The organism is Flavobacterium undicola, from assembly GCF_009909155.2.
Taxonomy (GTDB): Bacteria; Bacteroidota; Bacteroidia; order Flavobacteriales; family Flavobacteriaceae; genus Flavobacterium; species Flavobacterium undicola.
Genome location: NZ_JAAAPM020000001.1, coordinates 127874 through 152007, shown reverse-complemented (window position 1 = coordinate 152007; position 24134 = coordinate 127874). Strand labels below are relative to the sequence as shown.

The following is a 24134-nucleotide window of genomic DNA, read 5'->3' as shown; positions in this document are numbered from 1 at the left end:
AATCCAGAAATTATTTTAAGTCTTCAAATTCATGTAATGATTTTAATGTATTTTCATAAAACAATATAGAAGCTATTAAGTTTTCTTTGTCAGAATAAGGTAATAGCTGCTTTTGAAATTCTATAGTCGATTCTAAATATTTAGCTGTTTCCTCACTTTGCCCGTCTAATAATTTGTTGTTTTCAGAATTATTTGGAATTCCTAAATCATTCATTGTTACTCCTGGTTTTGTTGCCAGAGCAATATAGGGTAGTGTTTTTGTAATGACTTTTATGCGTTCAATATATAAATTCAAAAGTTCTCCTTTTTGCATGTCTTTTAATTCATCTAATACGTGATACTTTTTTATTGTAGCATCTGTACTAATAATACTTTTTGGTGTGCTTTTAGTTTGAGAAAAAATTACACTAACTGTGAAAAAACACATACTTAGAAAAAGAAATTTCGCTTTCATATTTTTGAATTAAATATTAATCTTGTTTGAGACAAAATTATGCAATTAATATTTATTTTCACAAGTTATTAACAATAGTTTTTTAATAAAATAATTACAAATTTGTAAAAAAAACGTAAAACACCGATAAAATATGTATTACATCGGGTTTTTTTAAATATAACCAGTAAGATGACGTAGGATTAGTTGACTTAAAAACAAAACATTTTTAGGACATTTGAAATGAGTTTTTGAATAAATAGTGAGAATAGTAATAGAAAACTTTGAAGTCGTAAATGAATTAGAGAAGAAAAGCCTTTTTTTTATCTCGTTTTAAGATGAAAAAAAGGCTTTTAAAAGTATTTTCTATTCTTTTAAGTAACAGATGGATAGCTGGTTTTGAGCGGCAATCATAAAAGTTTCAAACTCATTACCGTCATCAGTATTTTTTGAAAGCAGGAAGTGGTCGTTAACCATTCCTAAATAAGTAAGTAAAGGCGAATAAAAAGTGATGCCTATTTTGTGTTTGGAAATATCAGTAATGTCAGTATTTATTATATCTAATTGGTAATTTATAAAGGGGAGAAAGTTCTTCCCTAAAGCATCGGCTACGCGGTAGCAATTTCCTTTTAGCTGCTGTACATAGTTATTGGCGGAAATGCCTACAAGATAATGTAGTTGTGAAGCCTTTTCATTCTCGGCCAGTAATTCTCTGAAAGTATTTTTCGGGTTTTCTTTCGAATTAAACTGTTGGTGTTGCAATAAATATTCCTGATAAGTATCTTCAAAAACGTATTTGTCCCAGGTTAAAGTAGCACTTTGGTCAATTTCAAAGCGATAGGCTAATCTTATTTTTGATTTATAGTTCATACTAATGGTATTTCAATGAGTAGCAACATGGCATTTTCAGATAAAGATTCCCATTCTACGTCTTCTATTTCTTTTAGACTTAAAGCGTCTCCCGTTTCAAGAAGTCTGTTTTCAAATTCGAATGCGCCATTGATTATGTAAACAAAAATGCCGTTTTCTTTGTTTTTTAGCTGATAATAGGCCTCTTTTCTACCATCAAATTGAGCTATATAGGTACTGGCAGTATTGTTTTTGAATAATGAAATGAGTTTGTTTTTCTTTTCAAAATCAAACTCCGCTAAGTCGTTTTCTAATCCGAATGCATTTGTGTTAAAAGAGATTTGTAGAAAGCTCACATTTTCATCAAACGGATTCGATAATTCAAATGTAGTTCCTTTATTGGAAACAATTTGTTGAATTTGTTCTGTCGCAATTAGTTTGACCTGATATTGAATTCCGCCATAAAGAGGTAAAATGTAATGCAAACTATCCTTTTGGGTTACAATTGTAACTGTTTGTTTTGGTGCTACTATTCGATAATTAAAAAGAAATAGAGAACCAAAAGCCTTTTTAGATTCTTCCTGATAATTGCCAAAATTAAAAGTAGACCAACAATTGTAGCCCTGAGTTTGCCATTGACCTCTTGCTGTTGCCAGATATATTTGAGCTGGATTTTGCTTTATCATGCCGTGATGAATCAAATTAGCCTGCTACGTTTATGCTGTGGGTTAATACAAATCCCGCTGAAACACTTCCTGTAACGGTAGATAGTTCACTGCTTACTCCATCTGAAAAAACATTGTCCGAAGCATTGTAGGTATAACCACTCATGCCTTTGGAGTATCCATTTGCAGTTGAAGCATTCACTAAAACAACAGCGCTACCGGAACCTTCAGGAAAGGCAATTTGGGTAACCAATAAAGAAGTTCCAGCCGAATTGTAAATGTGTACGTGAATGTGTGTGGCTCTTCCGCTGTACCATCCCGGGAAAATTGAGGTAAAACTAACCAGTCCGTTAGTGTTAGTGGTTTGTCTTCCTCTTAAAAAATGAACAGCAGTAAAATCGGCCGATTGCATTCCGGTTCCTCCGTATTCTGAATAATAACCGTCTTTGTCACAATGCCAAATATCAACGATTGCACCTGCAAGAGCAGCACAACTGGCATTTTTATTTTGGATTGTGATGTTTATCGTGAAAGGAACTCCAGTTCTATCGCTAACAATATTAGCTGTGACTAATGACGAAGGTGTTTTGGTAGGGAACGGCCCAGCAGTTTCTGATGAAGTAACTGAGCAAGTAGTAGAAGTTGATCCTCCAGTATCTGTTGCTTGGGTGGTATCTGTTGCTGCAACTGTAGTAACATCGTCATCTTTACTGCAGGCTTTAATTACTGGGATAGTCAAAGCTCCCAATCCCGCAAAACCTAATCCTCTTAAAAACTCTTTTCTTTCCATAATACTAAAATTTTAAATGTCTTGAGACTGATTTAACATACTTCTTTTTTTATACTGTAATGCAAAAACAACAAGGGTAAAAAAGGCAAAGCCCAAAATTCCCAAAGGGGCAAAAACAATTATTTTTTGAATTAAAATGGTAATCCTATTTGGGTTTCCTGACAATCGTTCTATAATCCAAGACAAAGCGGCTAATCCTGCCAAAATAGCCCAAACTATACGAATCCATTTGTATAATGCTGTTTGACTCAAAAGAATAATCCAAGGAATGATGCTGATAATCACAAAAAGTTGCATTACTTCGATTCCAATATTGAAACCCAAAATACTCAAAACCATTGTGCTCGTATCTAAATTTAGATTCGAAAGAACGGTAGCAAATGCCAAGCCGTGTACCAATCCAAAACCTGCAGCAATATACATCTCTTTTCCAGCAAAAAACGGACGAATGGCGTGAACAGCAGAAACTAAAATAGAAACTGCAATCAAAACCTCAACAGGCTGCTTAGGCAAATGAAACCAACCTAATGCACCAATCAGCAACGTGATGGAATGTCCAATTGTAAAAGCGGTAACCACTTTTAGCAATTTTATAATGCTGTATCTAACACCACCAAAACGTCCCCATCTTTTGCCATTTAATGTAAGTGTAGCAGGTAATAATAATACCAGCAAAAACAATAAATGATCTGTTCCTGCCTTGATGTGCTCCATTCCTAAGGCAAACATTCCTTTGAAACCCGTCCAGTAACTTCCATCTTCGAGGTTCACCTCAAGCGGTTCATATTTTCCTGCCCCTATTTGAAAATTGGTGTAGATAGTACCCAAAGGCTTACCTCCATCTTCGCTACGGATACCATTCTTCCAATCGTTTTTCAGAAATACGAGTATGCTATGCGTTACAACCTGGTGTATAATTGCATCATAGTTAAATACGAAATTTCTAAGGCTTTTTTTCTGTGGGGGCACCATTTTAAACCAAACAACAACTTCCCGGTACTTTCCTACGTTCGTATCAAATTCAGTAGTCGTATAAATGCTGTCAATAGAAGTTCCCCATACATTCTTTCCGCTATACGCTTTTATATGCTGGCGGAAATAATCCATAAAAAATGGGGTGTTTACCTTGCGGTTCTCATCCAACGATATCTTCGTTGCTGCTTCCAAATCAGACAGCGACATTTTAGCCTCGCCCGCCACACTGTTTTCCATTACAGAAAGGCTCACCGTAGAGTTCGGCATAGGGTGTGCAAATGCACCAAAACCTGTAAGCAAGAATAACAATATAAGAAGATGCCGGTTCATAAATGAAAAAATTTAGTTTATAATTATAGTAAAACCTCTCCCGATAAAAGGAACGGTTTTACTAATTAGTAATGTTTAATTGATTGCGATGCTCACTATTGTTTAGTACCACCGTAATCAGTAGATCTGTCTCTCCACACAGAGTGCGGGTGGGTAGTCGGATTGGATAATACAATGCTGCTTCCTACGGAGTACTCAATCCATACGTGTGGCCCGTCTATCCTTATATAGTCATACTTGGTGGCAAGGCCTGTGCTGCCCGAGTACGCAACGTATGTATCACTTAACTCATTAGTGTATAGTGTAATGAAGGCTGCTGCATCGGTGGCGTTAAGGTCATTTACGTAAGTTTTAATTGCCGCCAACAGTAATGCCTGCTCTGTTGAAGACATAGCGCTACCTTTTACACCCAGTTTGGTAGTTGGGAAGCTCCAGTCTACTTGAGGTCCGCAAACTATATCACTATATGTAGTGCTTTGTTTGGCAGTAGCCAGGTTGGTAGTGCTGAGGCCGGTAAGCAACGCACTGAATGCAGTCGCTTCCTGGTTCATCGGAATGATATTAGTTGCAGTACTGCTGCCATTCACTGCTTTAGAAAAAGAGAGTGAAGTGCTGTAAGTGCATGGCTCTACGCCTCTGAAAGAAGGCGTGGCCCCAACCAATGAACCATTGATATACGTATTGGAAAGTTGTGTGTGGTGACCACCAAAATATATTTCGAAAGTGCCAGTGCTTGCAGGCGTACCCAAAATAGCAATGTGATAATATGCTTCGCCATAATCGCTACCACCAAGGTAGTTGTCTGCTGCCAGTAATTGCACCAGTTCCTCATAACCCTCATTGCTGGTGCTGCCTGATATTTCCTGCAACAGTGCTAATACTAATGTTTTTTGAGCAGTAGTCAATCCACTAAGTTTTAGCCCCACCCGGTTTCCGTAAATGCCGTCAGGAAAGTTGGACCATTTTATTATGGAAGCATAAGCATAGCTTATTTGCAGAGATGCAATTTGTGTTGATGTAAGCGAAGCTTTTAAGGCATCGCACAAACAAATAAGTTTTGTAATACCTGTTGCAGAACTGCAGCTGGTGTTTGCAGCAGCATTTACTGTCAAAGTAATTGTTACGGTTTGTCCTCCAAATGTAATTACAAAACTGGCAGTCCCTGAGGATGTAGGCGTTCCTGTAACCGTGTACGTTAGGTTGCCAGCACCGTTTGCAAGTGTTCCTGCCACCAATGTAGCTGTTAAACCCGTAACTCCAGTTGAAGCAACCGCAGTTCCTGCTGAATAGGCAACCCCATTACCACCTGTATAAGGAAGTGTGGCAGTTCCTGTGTAAGCAACATTGATGGTAGCTGTTGAAGAAAAAGTAGCAGACCCTGCTGTAAGTGCAGTAACAGTTGCGGAACTAGTTGATGTGGTATTGTCGTCATCGCCGCCACAAGCACTTACAATAAGTGCAATAAAAATCAATAAGCTCGATAAGATTAATTTCTTGTTTTTCATTTGGTTTCGTTTAAAGATAAGGTTCTGTTTTTTTAAATGATTTGGGTTCATTTAATATAAAAGTATCTAAACGGCGGCTAGCGATGAAAAATTTGAGGTGTTTGGATGTATTTATGCGGTAAAGGAATTAGTTTATGATGCTAATTTGTAATATTTTAATAATTATTTTTGGTTCAATAATTCAAAAAAAGCAGTTTCATAACTGGCACTTACAGGGATTTCTTCTTCGTTGATGTAGATGATTTTATTTCGCACTTTTTCTATTTTTGAAATAGCAACAATAAAGGAGCGATGCACCCTGATAAATTCCGTTTGAGGGAGTTTTTCTAACAGTGATTTTAAAGTCATTCGGGCAACAATTGTTTTTTGATTCTGAATGTGGATTTTTAGATAATCATCTAAACCTTCGATAAATAAAATATCAGAAAAGAGAATTTTTATCAGGCTGTAATCGGCGCGAATAAAAAGATATTGCTGTTCCGGATCTTGATTTTGCAATTTCCATTGTGAATGTGCTTTTTCTACAGCCTGTTGAAATCTTGAAAAGGTAAAAGGTTTCAGGATATAATCGGTGGCGCTTAATGTAAAACCTTCAACAGCATATTCTGAATAAGCGGTGGTGAAAATTACCATCGTTTTGTGCGGTAGTTTTTTGTAAAAATCGATTCCCGAAATAGAAGGCATATTGATGTCCAAAAAGAGTAGATCAACGGGGTATTTCTTTAAATATTTAAAAGCATCATCTGATTTGGTGAATGTTTTCTCTAATTCGACCATATCAAGTTGATTGCAAAAACTTTGCAAAACCTCTAGTGCCAATGGCTCATCATCTAATGCAATTGCTTTTATCATGCTACTTTAATTTTTAGTGTAACATTATAGGTTTCGGGATTGTCATTAATTATCAAATCATGTGTGTTGGGATACAAATGAGTCAATCTTTCTATGGTATTTTGTAATCCAATGCCACTTTCGGACGAACTGGATTTTACTTTGTTATTGGAAACAAATAAACTCAAAATTTTTTCTCCAATGTTAATGTGGATCTTGATTTCCGAATTTTGATTAGGGTTAACACCGTGTTTAAAGGCATTTTCGATAAAAGAAATTAAAATGAGCGGCGTAATGCATTTTTCGTATTGATTTCCTTCGACTTTGTAATTAATGTTTACCGTATTACCCAAACGTGTTTTTTGAAGTTCAACAAAATTATTGATGTAATTGATTTCTTTGTCTAAGGAAATTACGTCATCATTAGCATTGGTAATAATGTATCGCATCAATTCCGATAATTGCACCACGGCATCGGCTGTTTTGTCTGATTTTTTTATCGCTAAAGCATAAATGCTGTTTAAAGTGTTAAACAAAAAATGCGGATTGATTTGGGCTTTTAAAAATGATAATTCCGATTGCATTTTTTCCTTTTCAACTTTTCGCAATTGATTATTGATGGCAAATAGTAAACTGGAAATGACGCCAATTAAATACACTAAAATAGTATGGCTGTATTGGGTAGGAGGGCCTCCTCTTTTGTCAAAGTTAGGCGGAAAGGAATGAGGCATTTTGTTGTGAAATGACATTCTTTTTCCAAAATCCAAAAAATTGCGTTCGGGATTATCAAAATGATTGGAAATCCAAAGAAAGAAGAATAGTAATACAATGATAATTCCAAAATAAGGAGTCGTTTTATTAGAAAAATAGAATTTTGGGATTAGGTAATAATAATTAAAGTAAAAGAAAAGCAGTAATAGAAAATAGATTAAAAAATAAATTCTGTCGTGACCATTATGAGATAAATTGGGTAAATTAAAAATGCTCCCTGTTGATGTAAAAGCATAAGGCAACAGCATAAAAGTGATGCATACTAAGATGTGCCAGGCATAAAAGGGAATCTTTTTTTTCATAAAGTAAACGAAGTCTTTTCAAATTTAAGATTCTAATGCTAAGAATTCAAATTAATAAGGTCAAATTGCTTTTTATTGCGGTGAATGTTATTTTACCTGACTATTTTGCTGACGGTATTCTCCCGGAGTCAGGCTTACTATTTGCTTGAATATTTTCGAAAAATGAGGCAAATTAGAAAATCCTGTATCGATGGCAATTTCTAAAAATGTTTTATCGGTGGTTGCAATAAGATATTGCGCTCTTTCTATCTTTTTTTCATGAATGTAATTCAGTGGTCTTTGTCCGGTATGGATCAGAAATTGTTTCGAAAAATAATCCTGACTCTGGTTCACTCTTTGGGCTAATTCTGCTACCGTAAGATTTTCGTCCAGATGAAGTTGCACATAACTCATGGTATCCAGTATTTTGGAAGGTGTTGTCTGGGCATGATTTGATTGGAAAGTGGTCGAACTCAAAAATCTGGAAATTAACTGAAGAAGAATTCCCTGGTTTTCAAATTTCAGATGCGGTTTGAGTTCGTTATTAAGGGACTGGTATTCCTTGTAATACGCTTCTTTTTCATATACTTTCGGATTGTTTGAGCGATTAATTCCTCTTCCCGGATTAGAGTGAAGTAATTTTTTAATGAGTAGAATATCAATTTCAGTAGCTGCTAACTTCATCAGGCTTCGGTTGTTATTAAACAGAGAGATGCCGTCGGGAGATTCTTCGAAAAATTGAATGAAATACTGACTCAAATAAGTATCACAATTCAGATTACAAATGGTGAAACTCGGAATGAGGTATAGATAACCGGGTTCTAAAATTATTTTGGTTGCGCTGTCCGAAATGGATCCCATTCCTTCGTCGATGTAATACAGTCTGTAATACGGACTGATAACATTGTTGAAATTCCAGTTGTGATTAAGTTTCACATAATCAACATGTAACAGGGAAAAGGAATATTTGAAAGTACTTTTGGACATAATGACATTAAAATGATGAAAAAATCGGTTTTGAGTAATAAAAAATCGGTTTTGAATAAAAAAGATATACGATGGCTAAGCTACATTTGTTTTTATTAATACCAAAATAAGCGATTAAAAAAACTAATAATCAAATTTATTCCTAAAATATGTAGCATAAAAAAAGTTGGAAGCGATATTTTAGTATTAAATTGAAAAACGAAATAAACCGATAAAATCGGAAATGTATAAATTAGTATCCAAATCATAAAAAGATGGACAGAAGAAATGCTTTAAAACTAGGTGTGTCGGCTCTAGCCGGACTTTATTTATCTCCTTTATTGGGACAATCTCATATTCTTAACACTCCTGCTTTCAAAGGACCGTTTGAACCTACTTGGGATTCGCTTGAGAAATATCAGGTGCCTGATTGGTTTCGCGATGCAAAGTTTGGAATGTGGGCACATTGGGGTCCTCAGTGTGAGCCCGAAGCCGGGGATTGGTATGGACGAGGGATGTATGAGGAAGGTTCGAGACAGTATAAATTTCATGTCGAAAAATACGGTCATCCGTCAAAATTTGGTTTTAAAGATGTAATCAATGTTTGGAAAGCCGACAACTGGAATCCAGAGGAATTGGTGAATTTATATAAGGATTCTGGTGCTAAATATTTTATGGCAATGGCCAATCATCATGATAATTTAGATTTGTATGATAGCAAGCATCAACCCAATTGGAATTCGACTAAAATGGGTCCGAAAAAAGACATCATAGCCGGATGGGAAAAAGCAGCCCGTAAAGCTGGTCTTCCGTTTGCGGTGAGTGTTCACGCGGCTCATGCCTGGAGTTGGTTTGAAACTGCTCAACGTTCTGATAAAAACGGTCCTCTGGCTGGAGTTCCTTATGATGGAAAATTAACTAAAGCCGATGGGAAAGGAACATGGTGGGAAGGTTTAGATCCTCAGGAATTGTACGCGCAAAATCATCCTTTGAGTGAAAGAAGTTCTGATAATGGTGCAATACACAGCCAATGGAATTGGGGTAATGGAGTAGCAAAACCATCAGAAGCCTACTTGGAAAATTTTCATGACCGAACCATTGATTTGATTGACAAGTACAATCCTGATATGATTTATTTTGACGATACCGCCTTACCGCTTTGGCCTGTTAGTGATGCAGGCTTGCGTATTGCGGCACACATGTACAATAAAAGTCTTCAAAAAAACAAAACTGTTCAGGCAGTAATTACGGGTAAAATTTTAGACGAGCAGCAAAAAAAAGCCATAGTTTGGGATATCGAAAAAGGACAAGGTAATGACATAGAGCCTTTGCCATGGCAGACGGATACCTGTCTGGGTAACTGGCATTATGATCGAGGTGTTTATGATAAAAAGCGTTACAAATCGGCCAAAACAGTTATTCATACCTTGATAGACGCAGTAAGTAAAAATGGGAATTTAATGCTAAATATTCCGGTAAGAGGAGATGGAAGTATCGACGAATTAGAACGTCAAATTGTGAAAGAAATTGGTGTTTGGATGAAACTAAACGGCAAAAGTATTTATGGTACGCGTCCCTGGAAAATATTTGGTGAAGGCCCTCAATTAGGAAGTGCCGGAGCTTTAACGGCCCAAGGTTTTAATGAAGGAAAAGGTAAGCCCTTTACGTCAGAAGACATTCGTTTTGTACAAAAAAACAAAACCCTTTTTGCGACTGTAATGGCTTGGCCGGAAAGTGGTACTGCAATTATTAAAAACTTAGGGAAATCTAATCCATATCATACAGAAAGAATAAGACAGATTAGACTAGTGAGTACAGGACAAAAACTGAAATTCAAACAGCATTCAAATGCGCTTGAAGTATATTTTCCAAATCAAAAACCGGAAGCTTTTTATGCTAATGCTTTGGAGATTGTATCATAGTGTAAGTTGATTTCAGATAGTTTTTTTTAAACATGAAATTTTCAATGACAAAAACCAAACAAAAATTAAATAAGTAAGTATGTTCAAACGAAAAATAAAAATTACGGCAACCGGACTTGTATTAATTTTCCTGAGCCATTCTTTTGCAGCAATGAGCCAGCAGATGGGTGACGCAGAAAGAAAATCAATGGAGAAAGGAAAGGTCTACCCTACATTAAAGGGTGTAGGGCAAGGCGTATCGGGTCCGGGTTCCAATCTTCCGCCCGAAAAGATGCAATGGTGGGAAGATCAGAAATTTGGAATGTTCATACATTGGGGCTTATATGCAATCCCGGCAACAGGCGAATGGACAATGTTTAACCAAAAGATACCGGCCGAGGAATATGCCAAACTAGCTGATCAGTTTAAACCGAAGCATTTCAGTGCTGCGGAATGGGTCAAGGTAGCGAAAGAAGCCGGAATGAAATATATGGTAATGGTTGCCAGGCACCATGATGGTTTTGCACTTTGGAACAGCCCGTCAAGTTATAGGCATTTCGATAGCTGGGAAACTGCCGCTCACCGCGATTTTATAAAGGAATACACCGATGCATGCCGTAAATCCGGTTTATACACAGGTATTTATTACTCCCCATTGGATTGGCGCTTTCCCGGTTATTTTGACCCGAAGGGGCTTCCGGAAAATGCTGCACTTTTAAAGAAACAAACTTATGGGCAGGTAGAAGAGCTAATGAAAAATTATGGCAAAATAGATATTTTGTGGTACGATGGCGGCTGGTTAGCGCATAAGGGTACTGATGCTGATGCAGCTTGGTTCTGGGAACCATTAAAACTTAATGCGATGGTGCGTAGCTATAACCCAGATGTGGTCATTAATCCAAGGTCAGGAATGGTTGGAGATTTCCAGACCGACGAAGGTAGCGGAGATGTTAAGGGGCCTATTATTCCCTTTTCGTGGGAAAAATGCCTGAACCTTAATTCAACAAGCTGGGGATATAGTAAAACTCAGCAATTGATGTCCTTGAAACGAATTATAGATATGCTTGTCAATACCGTTGACCGCGGAGGGAATATGTTATTAAATGTCGGGCCAGACCCGGATGGTGTCATTCCTTCTACTCATGTGGAGCGCCTGAAAGAAGTCGGGAAGTGGTTAGCGAAAAATGGCGAAAGTATATATCAAACGCGTCCCGGGCCTTTTCAACCTGTTGATAATTTTTATGGAACTACGCACAGGGGTAATAAAATATATATCCACCTGCTGAAAATTCCGGCAGGAGCTACCGTTATTAAATTACCGCCAACCAAGCTGATTATTACAGCATGTATGGTTCTACATGGTAAAAAAGTTAAATTCCATCAGGATACGACAGGTATCACCCTTAATCTGGCTACAGTACAATTAGATTCATTGGTAACCACCTTGGTGTTAAAAACAAAAGGCAGCTAGGCTGCCCCCGAACATTCCTTTAGATGTAAAATCCAGTATACAAAAGAAAACCTGCTGAACCCCTTGAGATTAGAGTATATACAGGTTCTAATGGCAAGTTTAAGCTTTATAAGGATGAAAGAGTAAATTATACCATTTAGAAATATAAAACAGTTTTTTGTTTACCTCACCCCTCCCGATCCCGAAGCGTCGGGACGGGACTCTCCACACGAGCGACAGCGAACTGGCGAAGCAAAGGAGAGGGAGTTGGGAAATTGGATTATTTTATATTTCTAAATGGTATTACAACTATGAGAAAGGAGCTTTTTCCGTGATACCTTTTGAATGGAACGAACAAAAGCAAACGCTTACACTTGGAAAACGAAAAGGTGGAGTTTTGGATTAATTAAAAAACGTGTGTTTAATGTTGTTTGGGTTGACGAATCAAATGGTATTGGTGTCGAAAACGGAGAAACAAATATTTCGGTAAAATACAATGGAAATAGTATTGCTATTCGAAAAAAGTAACAACCAAGAAATAAGTTGTTGATGAAGAATTTAATAAATATTAAATGAAAAAAATGAAGCAAATAACAATTCTATTGGTCTTACTTATTCCAATGTTTTGTATTGGACAAATGGTTAAGGGCTATAAAAAACATAACGATAAAGTAGTTATCACTCTTGACAAAGGAGAACTGCATTTAAGTCCTTTAACCGAAAATACCGTAAGAGTTCAGTATGGTTTGGAAATGAAAAGTCAAATTCCTGAATTAGTTTTCACTTCAAAAGTTAAGCTGCCTGATTTTAAGGTTTCGGAATCCAACACACTAATTGAAATCGCTACATCAAAAATGACTGTGGTAGTAGATAAAAAGAGTGGAGCATTGTCCTATCGCAACTATGAGGGGAAGGTGTTTCTTAGCGAAAAACCTGACGGTCGTATTTTTAAACCAAGTTCAGTACAAGGAGAACCTTGCCATATTGTGGAACAAGGTTTTAGTACTTTAGCCGACGAATATATTTTTGGTACGGGTCAGTTTCAGGACGGACATTTGGATATTAAAGGATTGCCCAGAAGATTAACTCAGGTAAATACACAAATTGCTATTCCGTTTATTATGTCAAGCAAAGGTTATGGTTTGCTATGGCACAATTATGGACTTACCGATTTTAATCCGGCTGATAATGTGGTGAATTTAAAGCCTGCAGGTACAAGCGGGGAAGCTATAACTGTTGCTGTTACCACTACTAATGGAACACAAAAGGAAACTCGTCAGGACGGTGTGTTTACCGGAAATTTTACGGTTAAAGATAATGGTGAATATGCTATAATGCTTGATGTTGGTCAAAAAATGGCCAGAAAATGGCAATTGACAATCGATGGTAAAGAGGTTATTAATTTTAAAAACCATTGGCTGCCGCCCACAACGAGCACATTGGTTAAACTAACAGCAGGTAAACACGACATTGTGGTTACAGGAGAAAAAAACGATCTTCCTGTAGTATATTATCGCAAAGTTACCAATGAAACAGTCTTTAGATCTCCTGTTGCTAATAAGCTGGATTATGTTGTTTTTGCCGGAAATTCAGATGAGGTTATTTCAAGTTATCGTAATCTGACAGGACAGGCTCCACTTATGCCAATATGGTCATTAGGCTATATTCATTGCCGTGAGCGCTTTACTACTCAAGATGATTTGCTTGAGAATGCCAGAGCATTCAGAGAGAAAAAATTACCAATGGATTTAATTGTTCAGGATTGGCAGTATTGGGGAAAATACGGTTGGAATTCAATGAAATTCGATGAAGATTTGTTTCCAGATCCCGCTGCTATGGTAAAGGAATTACATCAAATGAATATGCGACTGATGCTTTCCGTTTGGTCAAAAATTGATAAAGAAAGTGTGCTTGGTAAAGAATTTAATAACAAAAAATACTATATCCCAAATACCGAATGGGTTGATTTCTTTAATCCTGATGCAGCAAATTTTTATTGGAAGAATTTCAGTGAAAAGCTCTTAAAACGGTATGAAATTGATGCCTGGTGGCAGGATGCTACTGAACCGGAAAATGATGATTTAGTAAATAGAAAAATAAATAATGGAACAATTCCCGGAGAACAAATGCGAAATGTTTATTCAATGTACGTAACAAAAACGGTATATGAGGGTTCGCGCAAAGATGCTCCTGATAAAAGAGTTTTTATTCTTACCAGAAGCGGATTTTCAGGACAACAGCGTTATGCAGCAGCAGTTTGGACTGGAGATGTAGGTAACGACTGGGAAACCTTGCGCCGACAACTAACTGCTGGATTAAATTATTCCATAACAGGATTGCCTTGGTGGACTTTTGATGCAGGAGGATTTTTCCGTCCGGGCAAAAGTCAATACACCGATACTAAATTTCAAGAACGTTTTTTAAGATGGTTTCAGTTGGCTACATTCTCTCCTTTGCAACGGGTACACGGATATCAAACGAATACCGAATTCTGGAGATTCGGAGAAAAAGTGGAAGCCGAGTCTTTAAAATACTTAAACCTTCGTTATCGTTTACTGCCTTATATTTATTCTCAGGCAGCCGATATAACCTTTAAAAACGGAACCTTAATGCGTCCGCTGATAATGGATTTTGCAAATGACACAAAAGCACTTCAGCAAAACTATCAGTATATGTTTGGGTCAGCTTTTCTTGTTGCTCCTGTTGTTTCAGAAGAGGTGGAAAATTGGGATGTTTACTTACCGGAAAACCAATCAGGGTGGTTTAACTTTTGGACAGGAAAACAATATAAAGGCGGGCAAACAGTACAAACAGCTGCGTCTCTTTCAACCATTCCTTTATATATAAAATCGGGTTCAATCATTCCAATGGGTGAAAAAATGCAGTATACAAATGAAAAGCCTGCTGAAAATCTTGAGATTAGAGTTTATACAGGAGCAAATGGCAAGTTTGAGCTTTATGAAGATGAAGGAGTAAATTACAATTATGAGAAAGGAGCTTTTTCGATGATCCCTTTTGAATGGAACGAACAAAAACAAACGCTGACCATTGGAAAACGAAAAGGTGGAATTTTTAAAGGATTAATTGAAAACCGTGTGTTTAATATTGTTTGGGTTGACGAATCAAACGGTGTTGGTCTTGAAAACGGAAAAACAAATGTTTCGATAAAATACAATGGAAGTGGTATTGCTATTCGAAAAAAATAAAAACTAACAACCAAGAATTAAAGTTGTTGATGAAGAATTTAATAAAGATTAAACCCACCTTAAAACGTAATTTATGAATTCCAAAAAATTATGTTACGCCTGCGATTTAGTGGATAATCCAAAGTTGATAGAAGAGTATAAAAACTATCATGCTGAAGATAATGGTGTGTTTTGTTTAGATCTAAAAAATTATAGAAAAAATTAGAAGTCTAAAGTGGTTAAATTTAATAAGTATTACAATGAAAAAAGCGATTATTGTATTAGTGCTTTTATTTGTTTCGGCTACTAGTTTTGCTCAGAAAAATCTAAAGCTTTGGTATGATAAACCTGCAAAACAGTGGGTTGAAGCATTGCCTATAGGAAATGGACAGATAGGAGCAATGGTATTTGGGGGAGTAGAAAAAGAACTGATTCAACTCAATGAAGGTTCATTGTGGTCAGGTGGCCCAATGAAAAAGGATGTCAATCCTGAAGCCAATAAATATTTGGAACCGATTCGTGAGGCATTGAAAAATGAGGATTACCAACTTGCCACTGATTTATGCAAAAAAATGCAAGGCTATTATAGCGAAAGTTTTTTGCCGTTGGGCGATTTGGTCATTAAACAAGATTTTAAAGGAGCTCAGCCAACCCAATATTATAGGGATTTAAGTTTGAACAACGCATTATCAACAACACGTTTTACGGTTAATAATGTCGAATATGTTCGTGAAATTTTTATTTCTGCTCCCAATAATGTAATGGCCATACGTATTACGGCATCCAAGCCAAAATCGCTTACGCTTGACATTAATTTAAGCAGTCTTTTAACCAAATCTGTGATTGCTAAAAGCAATAATCTGTTGGTCATGAGTGGAAAAGCGCCAAGTCGTGTGGATCCAAGTTATTTTAATCCTAAAGGACGTGAGCCTATTTTATGGTCAGATACAACGGGATGCAACGGAATGCGTTTTCAATCCAATCTAAAAGCGGTTCTCAAAGAAGGTTCCATAAAGACTGATGCTGAAGGTCTTCATATTGATAAAGCCACAGAAGTGATTCTTTATCTAACGGCTGTGACCAGTTTCAACGGTTTTGATAAATGCCCCGATTCGCAAAGAAAAGATGAAAAAGCAATTGCTTCGAATCTGTTGAATAAGGCATTAAAATTATCGTACAATAATTTAAAGAAAAAGCACTTTGATGATTTTGAGAAATATTTCAATCGGGTAAGTCTTGATTTGTCAAATAATAAAACAGATGCTAGGCAGTTGTCATTGCCTTCTGATGAGCGTCTCAAAGCGTATTCCAATGGTGCGTTTGATCCCCAGTTGGAGCAGCTTTTTTACCAATACGGCCGTTATTTACTGATTTCATCTTCTCGTTCAGGAGGACGCCCAGCTAATCTGCAAGGGATTTGGAATAAAGAAATGCGTGCGCCCTGGAGTTCTAATTACACCATTAATATCAATACTCAAATGAATTATTGGTTGGCTGAACAAACCAACCTTTCTGAAATGCACGAACCTTTGTTGGATTGGATTACTGATTTGTCGAAGACTGGAAAGGTTACGGCAAATGAATACTATAAAGCTAGAGGTTGGGTTGCACATCATAATTCCGATATATGGGGATTAAGTAATGCGGTTGGTAATAAGGGAGATGGTGCTCCAACCTGGGCCAATTGGTATATGGGCGGAACTTGGCTTTGTCAACACCTTTGGGAGCATTACAGTTTTACGGGAGACAAAGAGTATTTAAGAACCAAAGCTTATCCCGTGATGAAAGAAGCAGCTCTCTTTTGTTTTGATTGGCTGATAGAAAAAGATGGTTATCTGGTAACCGCTCCATCTACATCTCCAGAAAATGAATTTCGTGTACAGGGAAAAAATTATGGTGTAACTGTAGCCTCAACTATGGATATTTCTATTTGTTGGGACTTGTTTACGAATCTAATTGAAGCTTCAAAAGTTCTCAATATTGATGCTGAATTTCGTGGTCAATTAATTGAAAAACGTGCAAAATTATTTCCTCTTAAAATAGGAAGCAAAGGGCAATTATTAGAATGGTATAAAGAATATGATGAGTCAACTCCTCGTCAACGTCACGCTTCGCAATTATTCGGCTTGCATCCTGGACGTCAGATTTCTCCAATCGATACACCAGATTTTGCCGAAGCTTGTAAAAAATCATTAGAACTTCGAGGTGACGAAGGAACGGGCTGGAGCAAGGCTTGGAAAATCAATTTTTGGTCAAGATTACGAGATGGAAATCACGCATATAAGATGCTCCGTGATATTTTAAAACACACTGATGACCAGAAAGGCGGCGTAACTGGTGGAGGTACGTACCCTAATTTTTTTGACGCACATCCTCCTTTTCAAATTGATGGAAACTTTGGGGCAACTGCCGGTCTGACCGAAATGTTATTGCAAAGCCAGACAGGTGTTATTGATTTGTTGCCTGCTTTGCCTGATGCTTGGATAAATGGTTCTGTAAAAGGACTACGGGCAAGAGGAGGCTTTGAGGTAGATGTTGTTTGGGAAAATAAGTTAATGAAAACAGTAAGAATAAAAAGCGTTGGCGGTACAGCGTGTAAAGTTCGTTATAATGGAAAAATTGTTAATTTCATTTTTCAAAAGAATCAAATAAGAATTTTGTCGCCAGAAGATTTCAAATAGAAATTTTGCTAATTTCTGCATTACGAAAATTATTAAATCAAGAATCTAAAACAATTGAATCAAATGAAAATGTATAAAAAAATAGGATTCAGTATCTCATTTACTTTATGTGTATTAATGACTGTGTGTGGCCAACAACCAAACACGGAAAACATAAAGGATAAACTCTCCGTGAAAAATAAATATAGTTCTTACCTCTTTGTTTATTTTACGGCAAATGATAAGGAGGGAGAGCAAATTCGATTTGCTTTGAGCGATGATGGATATAATTTTAAGGCATTAAATCACAATCAACCTGTTTTAAGTTCAGGGAAGATTAGTGAAAGCGGGGGAATTCGTGATCCGCATATTATGCGCACTGTCGATGGAAAAACTTTCTACATGGTCGCTACAGATATGGTCGCTGCCAAAGGATGGGATTCAAACCAGGGATTGGTCTTGCTCAAATCAACCAACTTGATAGACTGGAAATCCAGTAAAGTCAATGTTCCCAATACATTTTCAGCGTTCAAATTCGTAAACCGTGCATGGGCTCCTCAAACAATTTATGATTCTGTAAAAAAGAAATACATGATTTACTGGTCAATGCGATCCGGCAATGAAGCTGATAAAATCTATTATGCTTATGTAAATAAGGACTTTACGGCATTCGAAACGGAACCCAAGCAATTGTTTTTTGAACCCCATAACAAAGCTTGTATTGATGGTGATATTATTTACTATAAAGGTAAATATCATTTGTTTTACAAGGATGAGGATAATCTGAATGGAATCAAAAAAGCGGTGTCGAACCAACTGACGGAAGGTTATGTAAAGCAGGACAAACCGCTACAGCTAACTACGGAATCAGTTGAAGGATCCTGCGTTTTTAAACTAAACAATTCGGATTCCTGGATTTTAATGTATGACGTGTATAAAAAAGGGCAGTTCCAATTCACGAAAAGTGACGATCTTGAAAATTTCAAGTTAATTGACCAAGAAGTGACAATGGACTTTCATCCGCGCCATGGAACAGTCATGTCCATTACAAAGAAAGAAGCTAAAAGACTCCGGAAAAAATGGATGATCGACACTGAAACAGTAAATCAACCCAATCAAACTGAAAAAAAATAATAAGGGAACATCGTTTGATGAAACCGACAAATGAAATCATAATTTTAATAAAAAACATTCCATGAAATCGCCATTAACGACAGGTTTGCGGAAGCAAACACCAATAAATAAACGGCGATACCATATAACCGCTAACCAATAAATTTTACTTATATGAAATTAATCAAAACCAGTATTCTGTTCCTCCTATTTATAGTTTTTCAAACGACCATAAATGCACAGACAGTCAGAAAAAACATCAATATCAATCCGGAGTGGAAATTCAAGTTGGGGGATTATTCCGGGGCGGAAGTGCCTGCTTTCGATGATTCGAAGTGGGATAATATTGGAATTCCGCATTCGTTCAGTATGCCTTATTACCAGTCGGCTAAATTTTACAAAGGATATGGTTGGTACCGCAAAAATATTACTATTCCAGAAGAGTGGCTAGGAAAAAGGGTAAGCCTTGATTTTGAAGGAGCCTATCGAACCGCTGAAATTTATGTCAATGGAAAATTAGTTGGAAAACACAATTCAGGATATACCGGTTTTGAAATTGATATAACCAAAGCGATTAAAAAAGGACAAAATACGGTTGCCGTCAGATTGAATAATCTTTGGGATTCCCGTGTGGCGCCGCGTGCCGGAGAACACGTTTTCAGCGGAGGAATTTATCGTGACGTAAAATTAGTAGTCACCGATCCAGTGCACGTTGCCTGGTACGGTACTTTTGTCACGACTCCAATTGTTTCTAAAGATTTGGCTACTGTAAATGTAAAAACGGAAGTTGTCAATGAAAAAAACACTGAAGTTTCGGCCACTATTAAAACGACAATACTGGATGTTAAAGGAAAAAAAGTGACTGATTTTTTATCAACGAAAAATATTCCGGCGGGTCAAACCATTGTTTTTGACCAAACCAGCAATCCAATAAAAAATCCAAAATTATGGAGCCCAAAAACACCGAATCTTTATTCGGTAAAAACAATAGTGCTTGTCAATGGCAAAGTCGTAGATGATTTTATTTCACCATTGGGTTTCCGCGGTATTAAGTTTACTGCCGATAAAGGATTTTTCCTGAATGGGGAACACCACTATTTCAAAGGTGCAAATGTGCATCAAGATCGCGCTGGTTGGGGCGATGCGGTAACGAACAATGCCTTTCTACGAGACATCAAAATGATGAAAGAGGCCGGATTTGATTTTATTCGTGGGTCTCATTATCCGCATGATCCAGCTTTTGTTGAAGCCTGTGATAAAGAAGGAGTATTGTTTTGGTCTGAAACTCCTTTTTGGGGTTCTGGAGGTACACGTACTGAAGGGGATTATGAAGGTAGTAATGCCTATCCAACGAATCCCGATGATTGGGCGGCATTCGACCAAAGTGTATTGGAACAAATGAAAGACATGATTCGAATCCATCGCAATCATCCTTCTGTTATTGTTTGGAGTACCAGTAACGAACCGTTCTTTACGACCAAAGAAACACTTCCTCCAACACGTGAATTATTGAAAAAAGAAGTTGAATTAGGACATCAACTTGACCCTACACGTCCTGTAGCCATAGGCGGTTGCCAACGAGGCGAAATGGATAAAATTGGTGATGTGGCAGGTTATAACGGTGACGGAGCCCGCCTCTTTATAAATCCGGGTGTTGCCAGTGTGGTGGGTGAATATGGTTCTACTGAAACTTTCCGTCCGGGAAAATATATACCAGGTTGGGGTGATTTGCCTCTAGGTGTAAATCAGGATAAAAGTCAAAAATATCCATGGCATTACGAGTGGCGAAGTGGTGAAGCAATTTGGTGTGGTTTTGATCACGGCAGCGTTGCTGGTAAACGTTTTGGTTCATCGGGAATAATAGATTATGCCCGTATTCCTAAAAGAGCATTTTACTGGTATCGTAATGAATATAAAGGCATACCCGCTCCAGCAGAAAGAACAGAAGGAACAGCTGCCGCGATTCAACTCACTGCCGATAAAACAATAATTTCGAATGACGGAACAGATGATGCCTATTTGCTTGTCAGTATTGTGGATGCTGAGGGAAAAGAATTGAGTAATTCTCCTGCGGTAAAATTAAGTATCGAATCTGGTCCTGGAGAATTTCCAACAGGAACGTCCATTACTTTTGATTCCAAATCGGATATTGAGATTATAGACGGATTAGCTGCGACTGAATTTCGCTCGTTTTTTGGTGGTGAGACAGTTATCCGAGCTACTTCACCCGGTTTGAAAGATGCAATTGTAAAAATAAACACAAAAGGGTTGCCTTTATTTATGGAAGGAAAAACTCCCACTGTGGCGGAGCGTTCGTATGTACGCTTCACAGGAAAAGAAGCAAAATCAAGTACTACCAGTTTTGGACTTGACAATCCGACGCGAACCAGCAGTGAAGCTCCAGGACATTCGCCAAGTTTAGTTGGTGATGGTAATCCAGATTCTTTTTGGCAGGCTGCAAATAACAGATCAGGTAACTGGTGGCAGGTAGATTTAGAACGAAACGTGAAAATTGAACAAATAAAATTGACGTTTCCTTACGAAGCTAAGTTTGGTTATAAAATTGAGACATTGAATACGGATAATCAATGGAAACTTATTGTCGATTTATCAAACCCATCTTCTACGGGTAAAGTTAGAATAGAAAAATTTTCAAAATCTATTTCAGGACGTTTTATTAGAGTGATATTTACTAAAATCCCCGAAGGGGAATCTGCTAAACTATCAGAGTTAGAAGTTTTAGGTTCTATTGTGGAATAGTGAATTTTTCGAAGAAATGGTTTTTACTAATTTATTAAAAGTACTTTATGGTTACAAGAAGATTATGTTATGCCTGTGATTTAGTTGACAACCCTGAATTAATATCAGAGTACAAACATTATCATTCTAGAGAGGAAACCTGGCCTGAAATAACTAAAAGTATCAAAGATTCGGGTATTATAGATATGGAAATATACATTCTAGCCAACAGATTGTTTATGATTATGGAAGTGGATGAAAGTTATACTCCAGAACGAAAACAAATGATGGATGCCGCCAATCCGAAAGTTCAGGAATGGGAGAGATTAATGTGGCAATTTCAACAAGCACCACCAGGAGCAAAAGAGGGTGAAAAATGGTTGCCTATGGAACAGATATATAAATTGGAATGATTTTGTCTGTTTTAATTTGGATTTTAGGTTTGTTTGAGTTGTAGAATTTCGCCTTGTAAGAGAAGAAACTTTATAATCTAAAATTTTAGACTTATCCATTTTCTGCTATCTTTGCTTCATGCAATTTTCTGAAATTTTAGGGCAAGAACACATTAAAAATCATCTTAGCAGAAGTGCCGATTTGGGTAGAATTCCGCATGCACAATTGTTTGTTGGGTCAGAAGGTAGCGGAACTTTAGCCATGGCAATTGCTTATGCACAATACATTTTGTGTGGCAATCAAAACGGAGAAAATAATGGTGAAAATCATGCCTGCAATATAAAATTTCAAAAACTATCGCATCCCGATCTGCATTTTGCTTATCCTACCGTTACCACCGATGAGGTAAAGAAAAATCCTAAAAGCATCGATTTTATTGCTGATTGGAGGGAGTTTGTAACCCAAAACCCGTATGGTGGTTTGTTTGATTGGTACGCTGTTTTAGGTGTGCAAAACAAGCAAGGAGAAATAAGAGTTGATGATGCTCAGGAAATCCTGAAATCACTTTCTTTAAAAGCCTATGAAGGCGGTTATAAAATCATGATTGTTTGGATGGCCGATAAATTGAATATTGCTGCGTCTAACAAACTTTTGAAACTTCTCGAAGAACCACCTGAAAAAACAGTATTTATTCTGATTTCTGAAAACGAAGAAGATATTATTCAAACCATTCGTTCCCGTTGCCAAATTTTGCATTTCAATGGATTGAGCGAAGCAGTTATTGCTGATGCTTTGGTTTCCCGTGAAGAAATAGATTTAAAATTAGCCACAAAATTAGCGCATCAGGCACAAGGAAATTACAATGCTGCTTTGCATTTGTTACGAGATAAAGACGAAGAACATCCATTTGAACAATGGTTTGTGACTTGGGTTCGCGCTGCTTTTAAAGCCAAAAAAGATGCGGCTGCCATCCAGGATTTGATTCTTTGGAGCGAAAAAATAGCCACTTTAGGAAGAGAAGCTCAAAAGAAGTTTCTTCAGTTTTGTATGGAAATGTTTCGTCAGGCTTTATTAATCAATTATGAAACGCCAAGCTTAGTTTATTTCGAACCAAAAGTCGATAAATTCAAATTAGAAAATTTTGCGCCATTTGTGAACGGCAACAATATTCAAGATATATTTAAAGAACTTTCGGATGCGATGTATCATATTGAGCGCAACGGAAATGCTAAAATAATTTTAACCGATTTATCGATCAAACTAACCCGTCTTATCCATAAAAAATAATACCTATGAATAATGTAGCTTCTATTTTAATTTTAGTGTTTTTCGGGATTACTTTTTTGCAATCCAGTTATGAAAAACTGTTTTATTGGGAAGATAATGTAAACTGGTTGAAAGAGCATTTTGCCAAAACAAGATTGAAAAATCATGTAAAATTAGCTTTGGCTAATTTGGTTGTAATGGAATTGATTTCGACAGTTTTGTGCTTTGTAGGTTGTATCGAATTAATGGTAAGTAATGGAAGGTTGTTTGGATTTTACGGAGCGGTGTTTTCGGCAATTACTTTGTTGATGATGCTTTTTGGTCAACGATTAGCCAAAGATTATGACGGTGCCAGAACTATTGTTATTTATTTTATTCCTGCTGTGATGGCGGTGTATTGGTTGAATTAAAATCAATTTCAATCACAATGGCAATGTCAAAAAGCAATGTCAATAGAAAATAATAAAAGTAAAAACTTCGTGTCTTTCTGATTTAGTGGCAAAAAAAAATTACACTATGAAACCAAAACATCCTTCGGAATCGTTGACGATATTAACTGATATGGTTTTGCCAAGTGAAACAAATGCTTTGCATAATCTTTTTGGAGGCGAATTGTTAGCTAGAATGGACCGTGCTGCCAGTATTTCGGCAGGGAGACATTCGCGACAAGTTTCGGTAACAGCATCGGTAAATCATGTGGCTTTTAATAAGTCAATTGCGTTGGGAAGTGTTGTTATTATTGAAGCAAAAGTGTCCCGAGCATTTAAAACCTCAATGGAAATCTATATTGATGTTTGGGTTGAAGATCGTAAATCTGGCGAAAGAACGAAAGCGAATGAAGCCATTTACACTTTTGTAGCAGTAGATGCAACAGGAAAACCAGTTGAGGTTCCTCAAATAATTCCCGAAACAAAACTTGAAATTAACAGGTATGATGATGCTCTAAGACGTAAACAGCTGAGTTTAGTATTAGCAGGAAAAATGAAACCCGAAGAAGCTACGGAGTTGAAAGCGTTGTTTGTTTAAAATCA

General features: G+C 37.0%; 20 protein-coding genes. 11 read left to right on the top strand and 9 right to left on the bottom strand.

Annotation, left to right across the window (positions count from 1 at the left end; translation table 11 throughout):
* Positions 1-10: 10 nt before the first annotated feature.
* The 9 genes from GTZ96_RS00560 to GTZ96_RS00520 all read right to left on the bottom strand — a co-directional run bounded on the left by GTZ96_RS00560 (position 11) and on the right by GTZ96_RS00520 (position 8366).
* The gene (locus GTZ96_RS00560; RefSeq protein WP_161640429.1) at positions 11-454 is read right to left on the bottom strand and encodes a hypothetical protein; all 444 of its coding nucleotides are present in this window, start codon (positions 452-454) and stop codon (positions 11-13) included.
* Positions 455-799: 345 nt separating this feature from the next.
* Entirely contained in the window at positions 800-1303 is a 504-nt protein-coding gene (locus GTZ96_RS00555) for a hypothetical protein (RefSeq protein ID WP_161640428.1), read from the bottom strand.
* A complete protein-coding gene (locus GTZ96_RS00550) occupies positions 1300-1968 on the bottom strand; it encodes a pirin family protein (RefSeq protein WP_161640427.1) in 669 nt (222 codons plus the stop codon). Before GTZ96_RS00550 ends, GTZ96_RS00555 begins: the two co-directional genes overlap by 4 nt.
* 16 nt (positions 1969-1984) lie before the next feature.
* The gene (locus GTZ96_RS00545; RefSeq protein ID WP_161640426.1) at positions 1985-2737 is read right to left on the bottom strand and encodes a dioxygenase family protein; all 753 of its coding nucleotides are present in this window, start codon (positions 2735-2737) and stop codon (positions 1985-1987) included.
* A 12-nt stretch (positions 2738-2749) separates the two neighbouring features.
* A complete protein-coding gene (locus GTZ96_RS00540; protein WP_161640425.1) occupies positions 2750-4042 on the bottom strand; it encodes a HupE/UreJ family protein in 1293 nt (430 codons plus the stop codon).
* A 95-nt stretch (positions 4043-4137) separates the two neighbouring features.
* The gene (locus GTZ96_RS00535) at positions 4138-5547 is read right to left on the bottom strand and encodes a DUF3500 domain-containing protein (protein ID WP_161640424.1); all 1410 of its coding nucleotides are present in this window, start codon (positions 5545-5547) and stop codon (positions 4138-4140) included.
* A gap of 162 nt (positions 5548-5709) precedes the next feature.
* Positions 5710-6399 carry a LytR/AlgR family response regulator transcription factor gene (locus GTZ96_RS00530; RefSeq protein ID WP_161640423.1) on the bottom strand — a complete coding sequence of 230 codons (690 nt, stop codon included), beginning with the start codon at positions 6397-6399 and terminating at the stop codon, positions 5710-5712.
* On the bottom strand, positions 6396-7451 hold the full coding sequence (locus GTZ96_RS00525) for a sensor histidine kinase (protein WP_161640422.1): 1056 nt from the start codon (positions 7449-7451) through the stop codon (positions 6396-6398). Before GTZ96_RS00525 ends, GTZ96_RS00530 begins: the two co-directional genes overlap by 4 nt.
* Positions 7452-7538: 87 nt before the next feature.
* Positions 7539-8366, bottom strand: coding sequence for an AraC family transcriptional regulator (locus GTZ96_RS00520; protein ID WP_317168870.1), 828 nt, complete (start codon positions 8364-8366; stop codon positions 7539-7541).
* A gap of 305 nt (positions 8367-8671) precedes the next feature.
* Between GTZ96_RS00520 and GTZ96_RS00515 the strand changes: the two genes are divergently transcribed.
* The 11 genes from GTZ96_RS00515 to GTZ96_RS00465 all read left to right on the top strand — a co-directional run bounded on the left by GTZ96_RS00515 (position 8672) and on the right by GTZ96_RS00465 (position 24129).
* On the top strand, positions 8672-10318 hold the full coding sequence (locus tag GTZ96_RS00515) for an alpha-L-fucosidase (protein ID WP_161640420.1): 1647 nt from the start codon (positions 8672-8674) through the stop codon (positions 10316-10318).
* 79 nt (positions 10319-10397) lie between these two features.
* Positions 10398-11768, top strand: a complete 1371-nt coding sequence (locus GTZ96_RS00510) for an alpha-L-fucosidase (protein ID WP_207720124.1) — start codon at positions 10398-10400, stop codon at positions 11766-11768.
* A gap of 310 nt (positions 11769-12078) precedes the next feature.
* Entirely contained in the window at positions 12079-12153 is a 75-nt protein-coding gene (locus GTZ96_RS18455; RefSeq protein WP_394368007.1) for a hypothetical protein, read from the top strand.
* A gap of 175 nt (positions 12154-12328) precedes the next feature.
* Entirely contained in the window at positions 12329-14953 is a 2625-nt protein-coding gene (locus GTZ96_RS00500; RefSeq protein WP_161640575.1) for a glycoside hydrolase family 31 protein, read from the top strand.
* 239 nt (positions 14954-15192) lie between these two features.
* Entirely contained in the window at positions 15193-17613 is a 2421-nt protein-coding gene (locus GTZ96_RS00495) for a glycoside hydrolase family 95 protein (RefSeq protein ID WP_161640418.1), read from the top strand.
* A 117-nt stretch (positions 17614-17730) separates the two neighbouring features.
* Complete coding sequence (locus tag GTZ96_RS00490; protein WP_207720123.1) at positions 17731-18726, top strand: glycoside hydrolase family 43 protein; 996 nt, start codon at positions 17731-17733, stop codon at positions 18724-18726.
* Between the two features lie 153 nt (positions 18727-18879).
* A complete protein-coding gene (locus GTZ96_RS00485) occupies positions 18880-21465 on the top strand; it encodes a glycoside hydrolase family 2 protein (protein WP_161640416.1) in 2586 nt (861 codons plus the stop codon).
* Positions 21466-21512: 47 nt separating this feature from the next.
* Entirely contained in the window at positions 21513-21857 is a 345-nt protein-coding gene (locus GTZ96_RS00480) for an L-rhamnose mutarotase (RefSeq protein WP_161640415.1), read from the top strand.
* A 118-nt stretch (positions 21858-21975) separates the two neighbouring features.
* The gene (locus GTZ96_RS00475; protein ID WP_161640414.1) at positions 21976-23124 is read left to right on the top strand and encodes a DNA polymerase III subunit; all 1149 of its coding nucleotides are present in this window, start codon (positions 21976-21978) and stop codon (positions 23122-23124) included.
* Positions 23125-23129: 5 nt separating this feature from the next.
* A complete protein-coding gene (locus GTZ96_RS00470; protein WP_161640413.1) occupies positions 23130-23513 on the top strand; it encodes a DoxX family protein in 384 nt (127 codons plus the stop codon).
* 106 nt (positions 23514-23619) lie between these two features.
* Positions 23620-24129, top strand: a complete 510-nt coding sequence (locus tag GTZ96_RS00465) for an acyl-CoA thioesterase (protein WP_161640412.1) — start codon at positions 23620-23622, stop codon at positions 24127-24129.
* The last annotated feature ends 5 nt before the right edge of the window (positions 24130-24134 follow it).

Excerpts from the sequence above, each read along its gene's own strand:
- GTZ96_RS00560 (WP_161640429.1), bottom strand. The coding sequence starts at position 454 with ATGAAAGCGAAATTTCTTTTTCTAAGTATGTGTTTTTTCACAGTTAGT.
- GTZ96_RS00555 (WP_161640428.1), bottom strand. The coding sequence starts at position 1,303 with ATGAACTATAAATCAAAAATAAGATTAGCCTATCGCTTTGAAATTGAC.
- GTZ96_RS00550 (WP_161640427.1), bottom strand. The coding sequence starts at position 1,968 with ATGATAAAGCAAAATCCAGCTCAAATATATCTGGCAACAGCAAGAGGT.
- GTZ96_RS00545 (WP_161640426.1), bottom strand. The coding sequence starts at position 2,737 with ATGGAAAGAAAAGAGTTTTTAAGAGGATTAGGTTTTGCGGGATTGGGA.
- GTZ96_RS00540 (WP_161640425.1), bottom strand. The coding sequence starts at position 4,042 with ATGAACCGGCATCTTCTTATATTGTTATTCTTGCTTACAGGTTTTGGT.
- GTZ96_RS00535 (WP_161640424.1), bottom strand. The coding sequence starts at position 5,547 with ATGAAAAACAAGAAATTAATCTTATCGAGCTTATTGATTTTTATTGCA.
- GTZ96_RS00530 (WP_161640423.1), bottom strand. The coding sequence starts at position 6,399 with ATGATAAAAGCAATTGCATTAGATGATGAGCCATTGGCACTAGAGGTT.
- GTZ96_RS00525 (WP_161640422.1), bottom strand. The coding sequence starts at position 7,451 with ATGAAAAAAAAGATTCCCTTTTATGCCTGGCACATCTTAGTATGCATC.
- GTZ96_RS00515 (WP_161640420.1), top strand. The coding sequence starts at position 8,672 with ATGGACAGAAGAAATGCTTTAAAACTAGGTGTGTCGGCTCTAGCCGGA.
- GTZ96_RS00510 (WP_207720124.1), top strand. The coding sequence starts at position 10,398 with ATGTTCAAACGAAAAATAAAAATTACGGCAACCGGACTTGTATTAATT.
- GTZ96_RS00500 (WP_161640575.1), top strand. The coding sequence starts at position 12,329 with ATGAAGCAAATAACAATTCTATTGGTCTTACTTATTCCAATGTTTTGT.
- GTZ96_RS00495 (WP_161640418.1), top strand. The coding sequence starts at position 15,193 with ATGAAAAAAGCGATTATTGTATTAGTGCTTTTATTTGTTTCGGCTACT.
- GTZ96_RS00490 (WP_207720123.1), top strand. The coding sequence starts at position 17,731 with ATGACTGTGTGTGGCCAACAACCAAACACGGAAAACATAAAGGATAAA.
- GTZ96_RS00485 (WP_161640416.1), top strand. The coding sequence starts at position 18,880 with ATGAAATTAATCAAAACCAGTATTCTGTTCCTCCTATTTATAGTTTTT.
- GTZ96_RS00480 (WP_161640415.1), top strand. The coding sequence starts at position 21,513 with ATGGTTACAAGAAGATTATGTTATGCCTGTGATTTAGTTGACAACCCT.
- GTZ96_RS00475 (WP_161640414.1), top strand. The coding sequence starts at position 21,976 with ATGCAATTTTCTGAAATTTTAGGGCAAGAACACATTAAAAATCATCTT.
- GTZ96_RS00470 (WP_161640413.1), top strand. The coding sequence starts at position 23,130 with ATGAATAATGTAGCTTCTATTTTAATTTTAGTGTTTTTCGGGATTACT.
- GTZ96_RS00465 (WP_161640412.1), top strand. The coding sequence starts at position 23,620 with ATGAAACCAAAACATCCTTCGGAATCGTTGACGATATTAACTGATATG.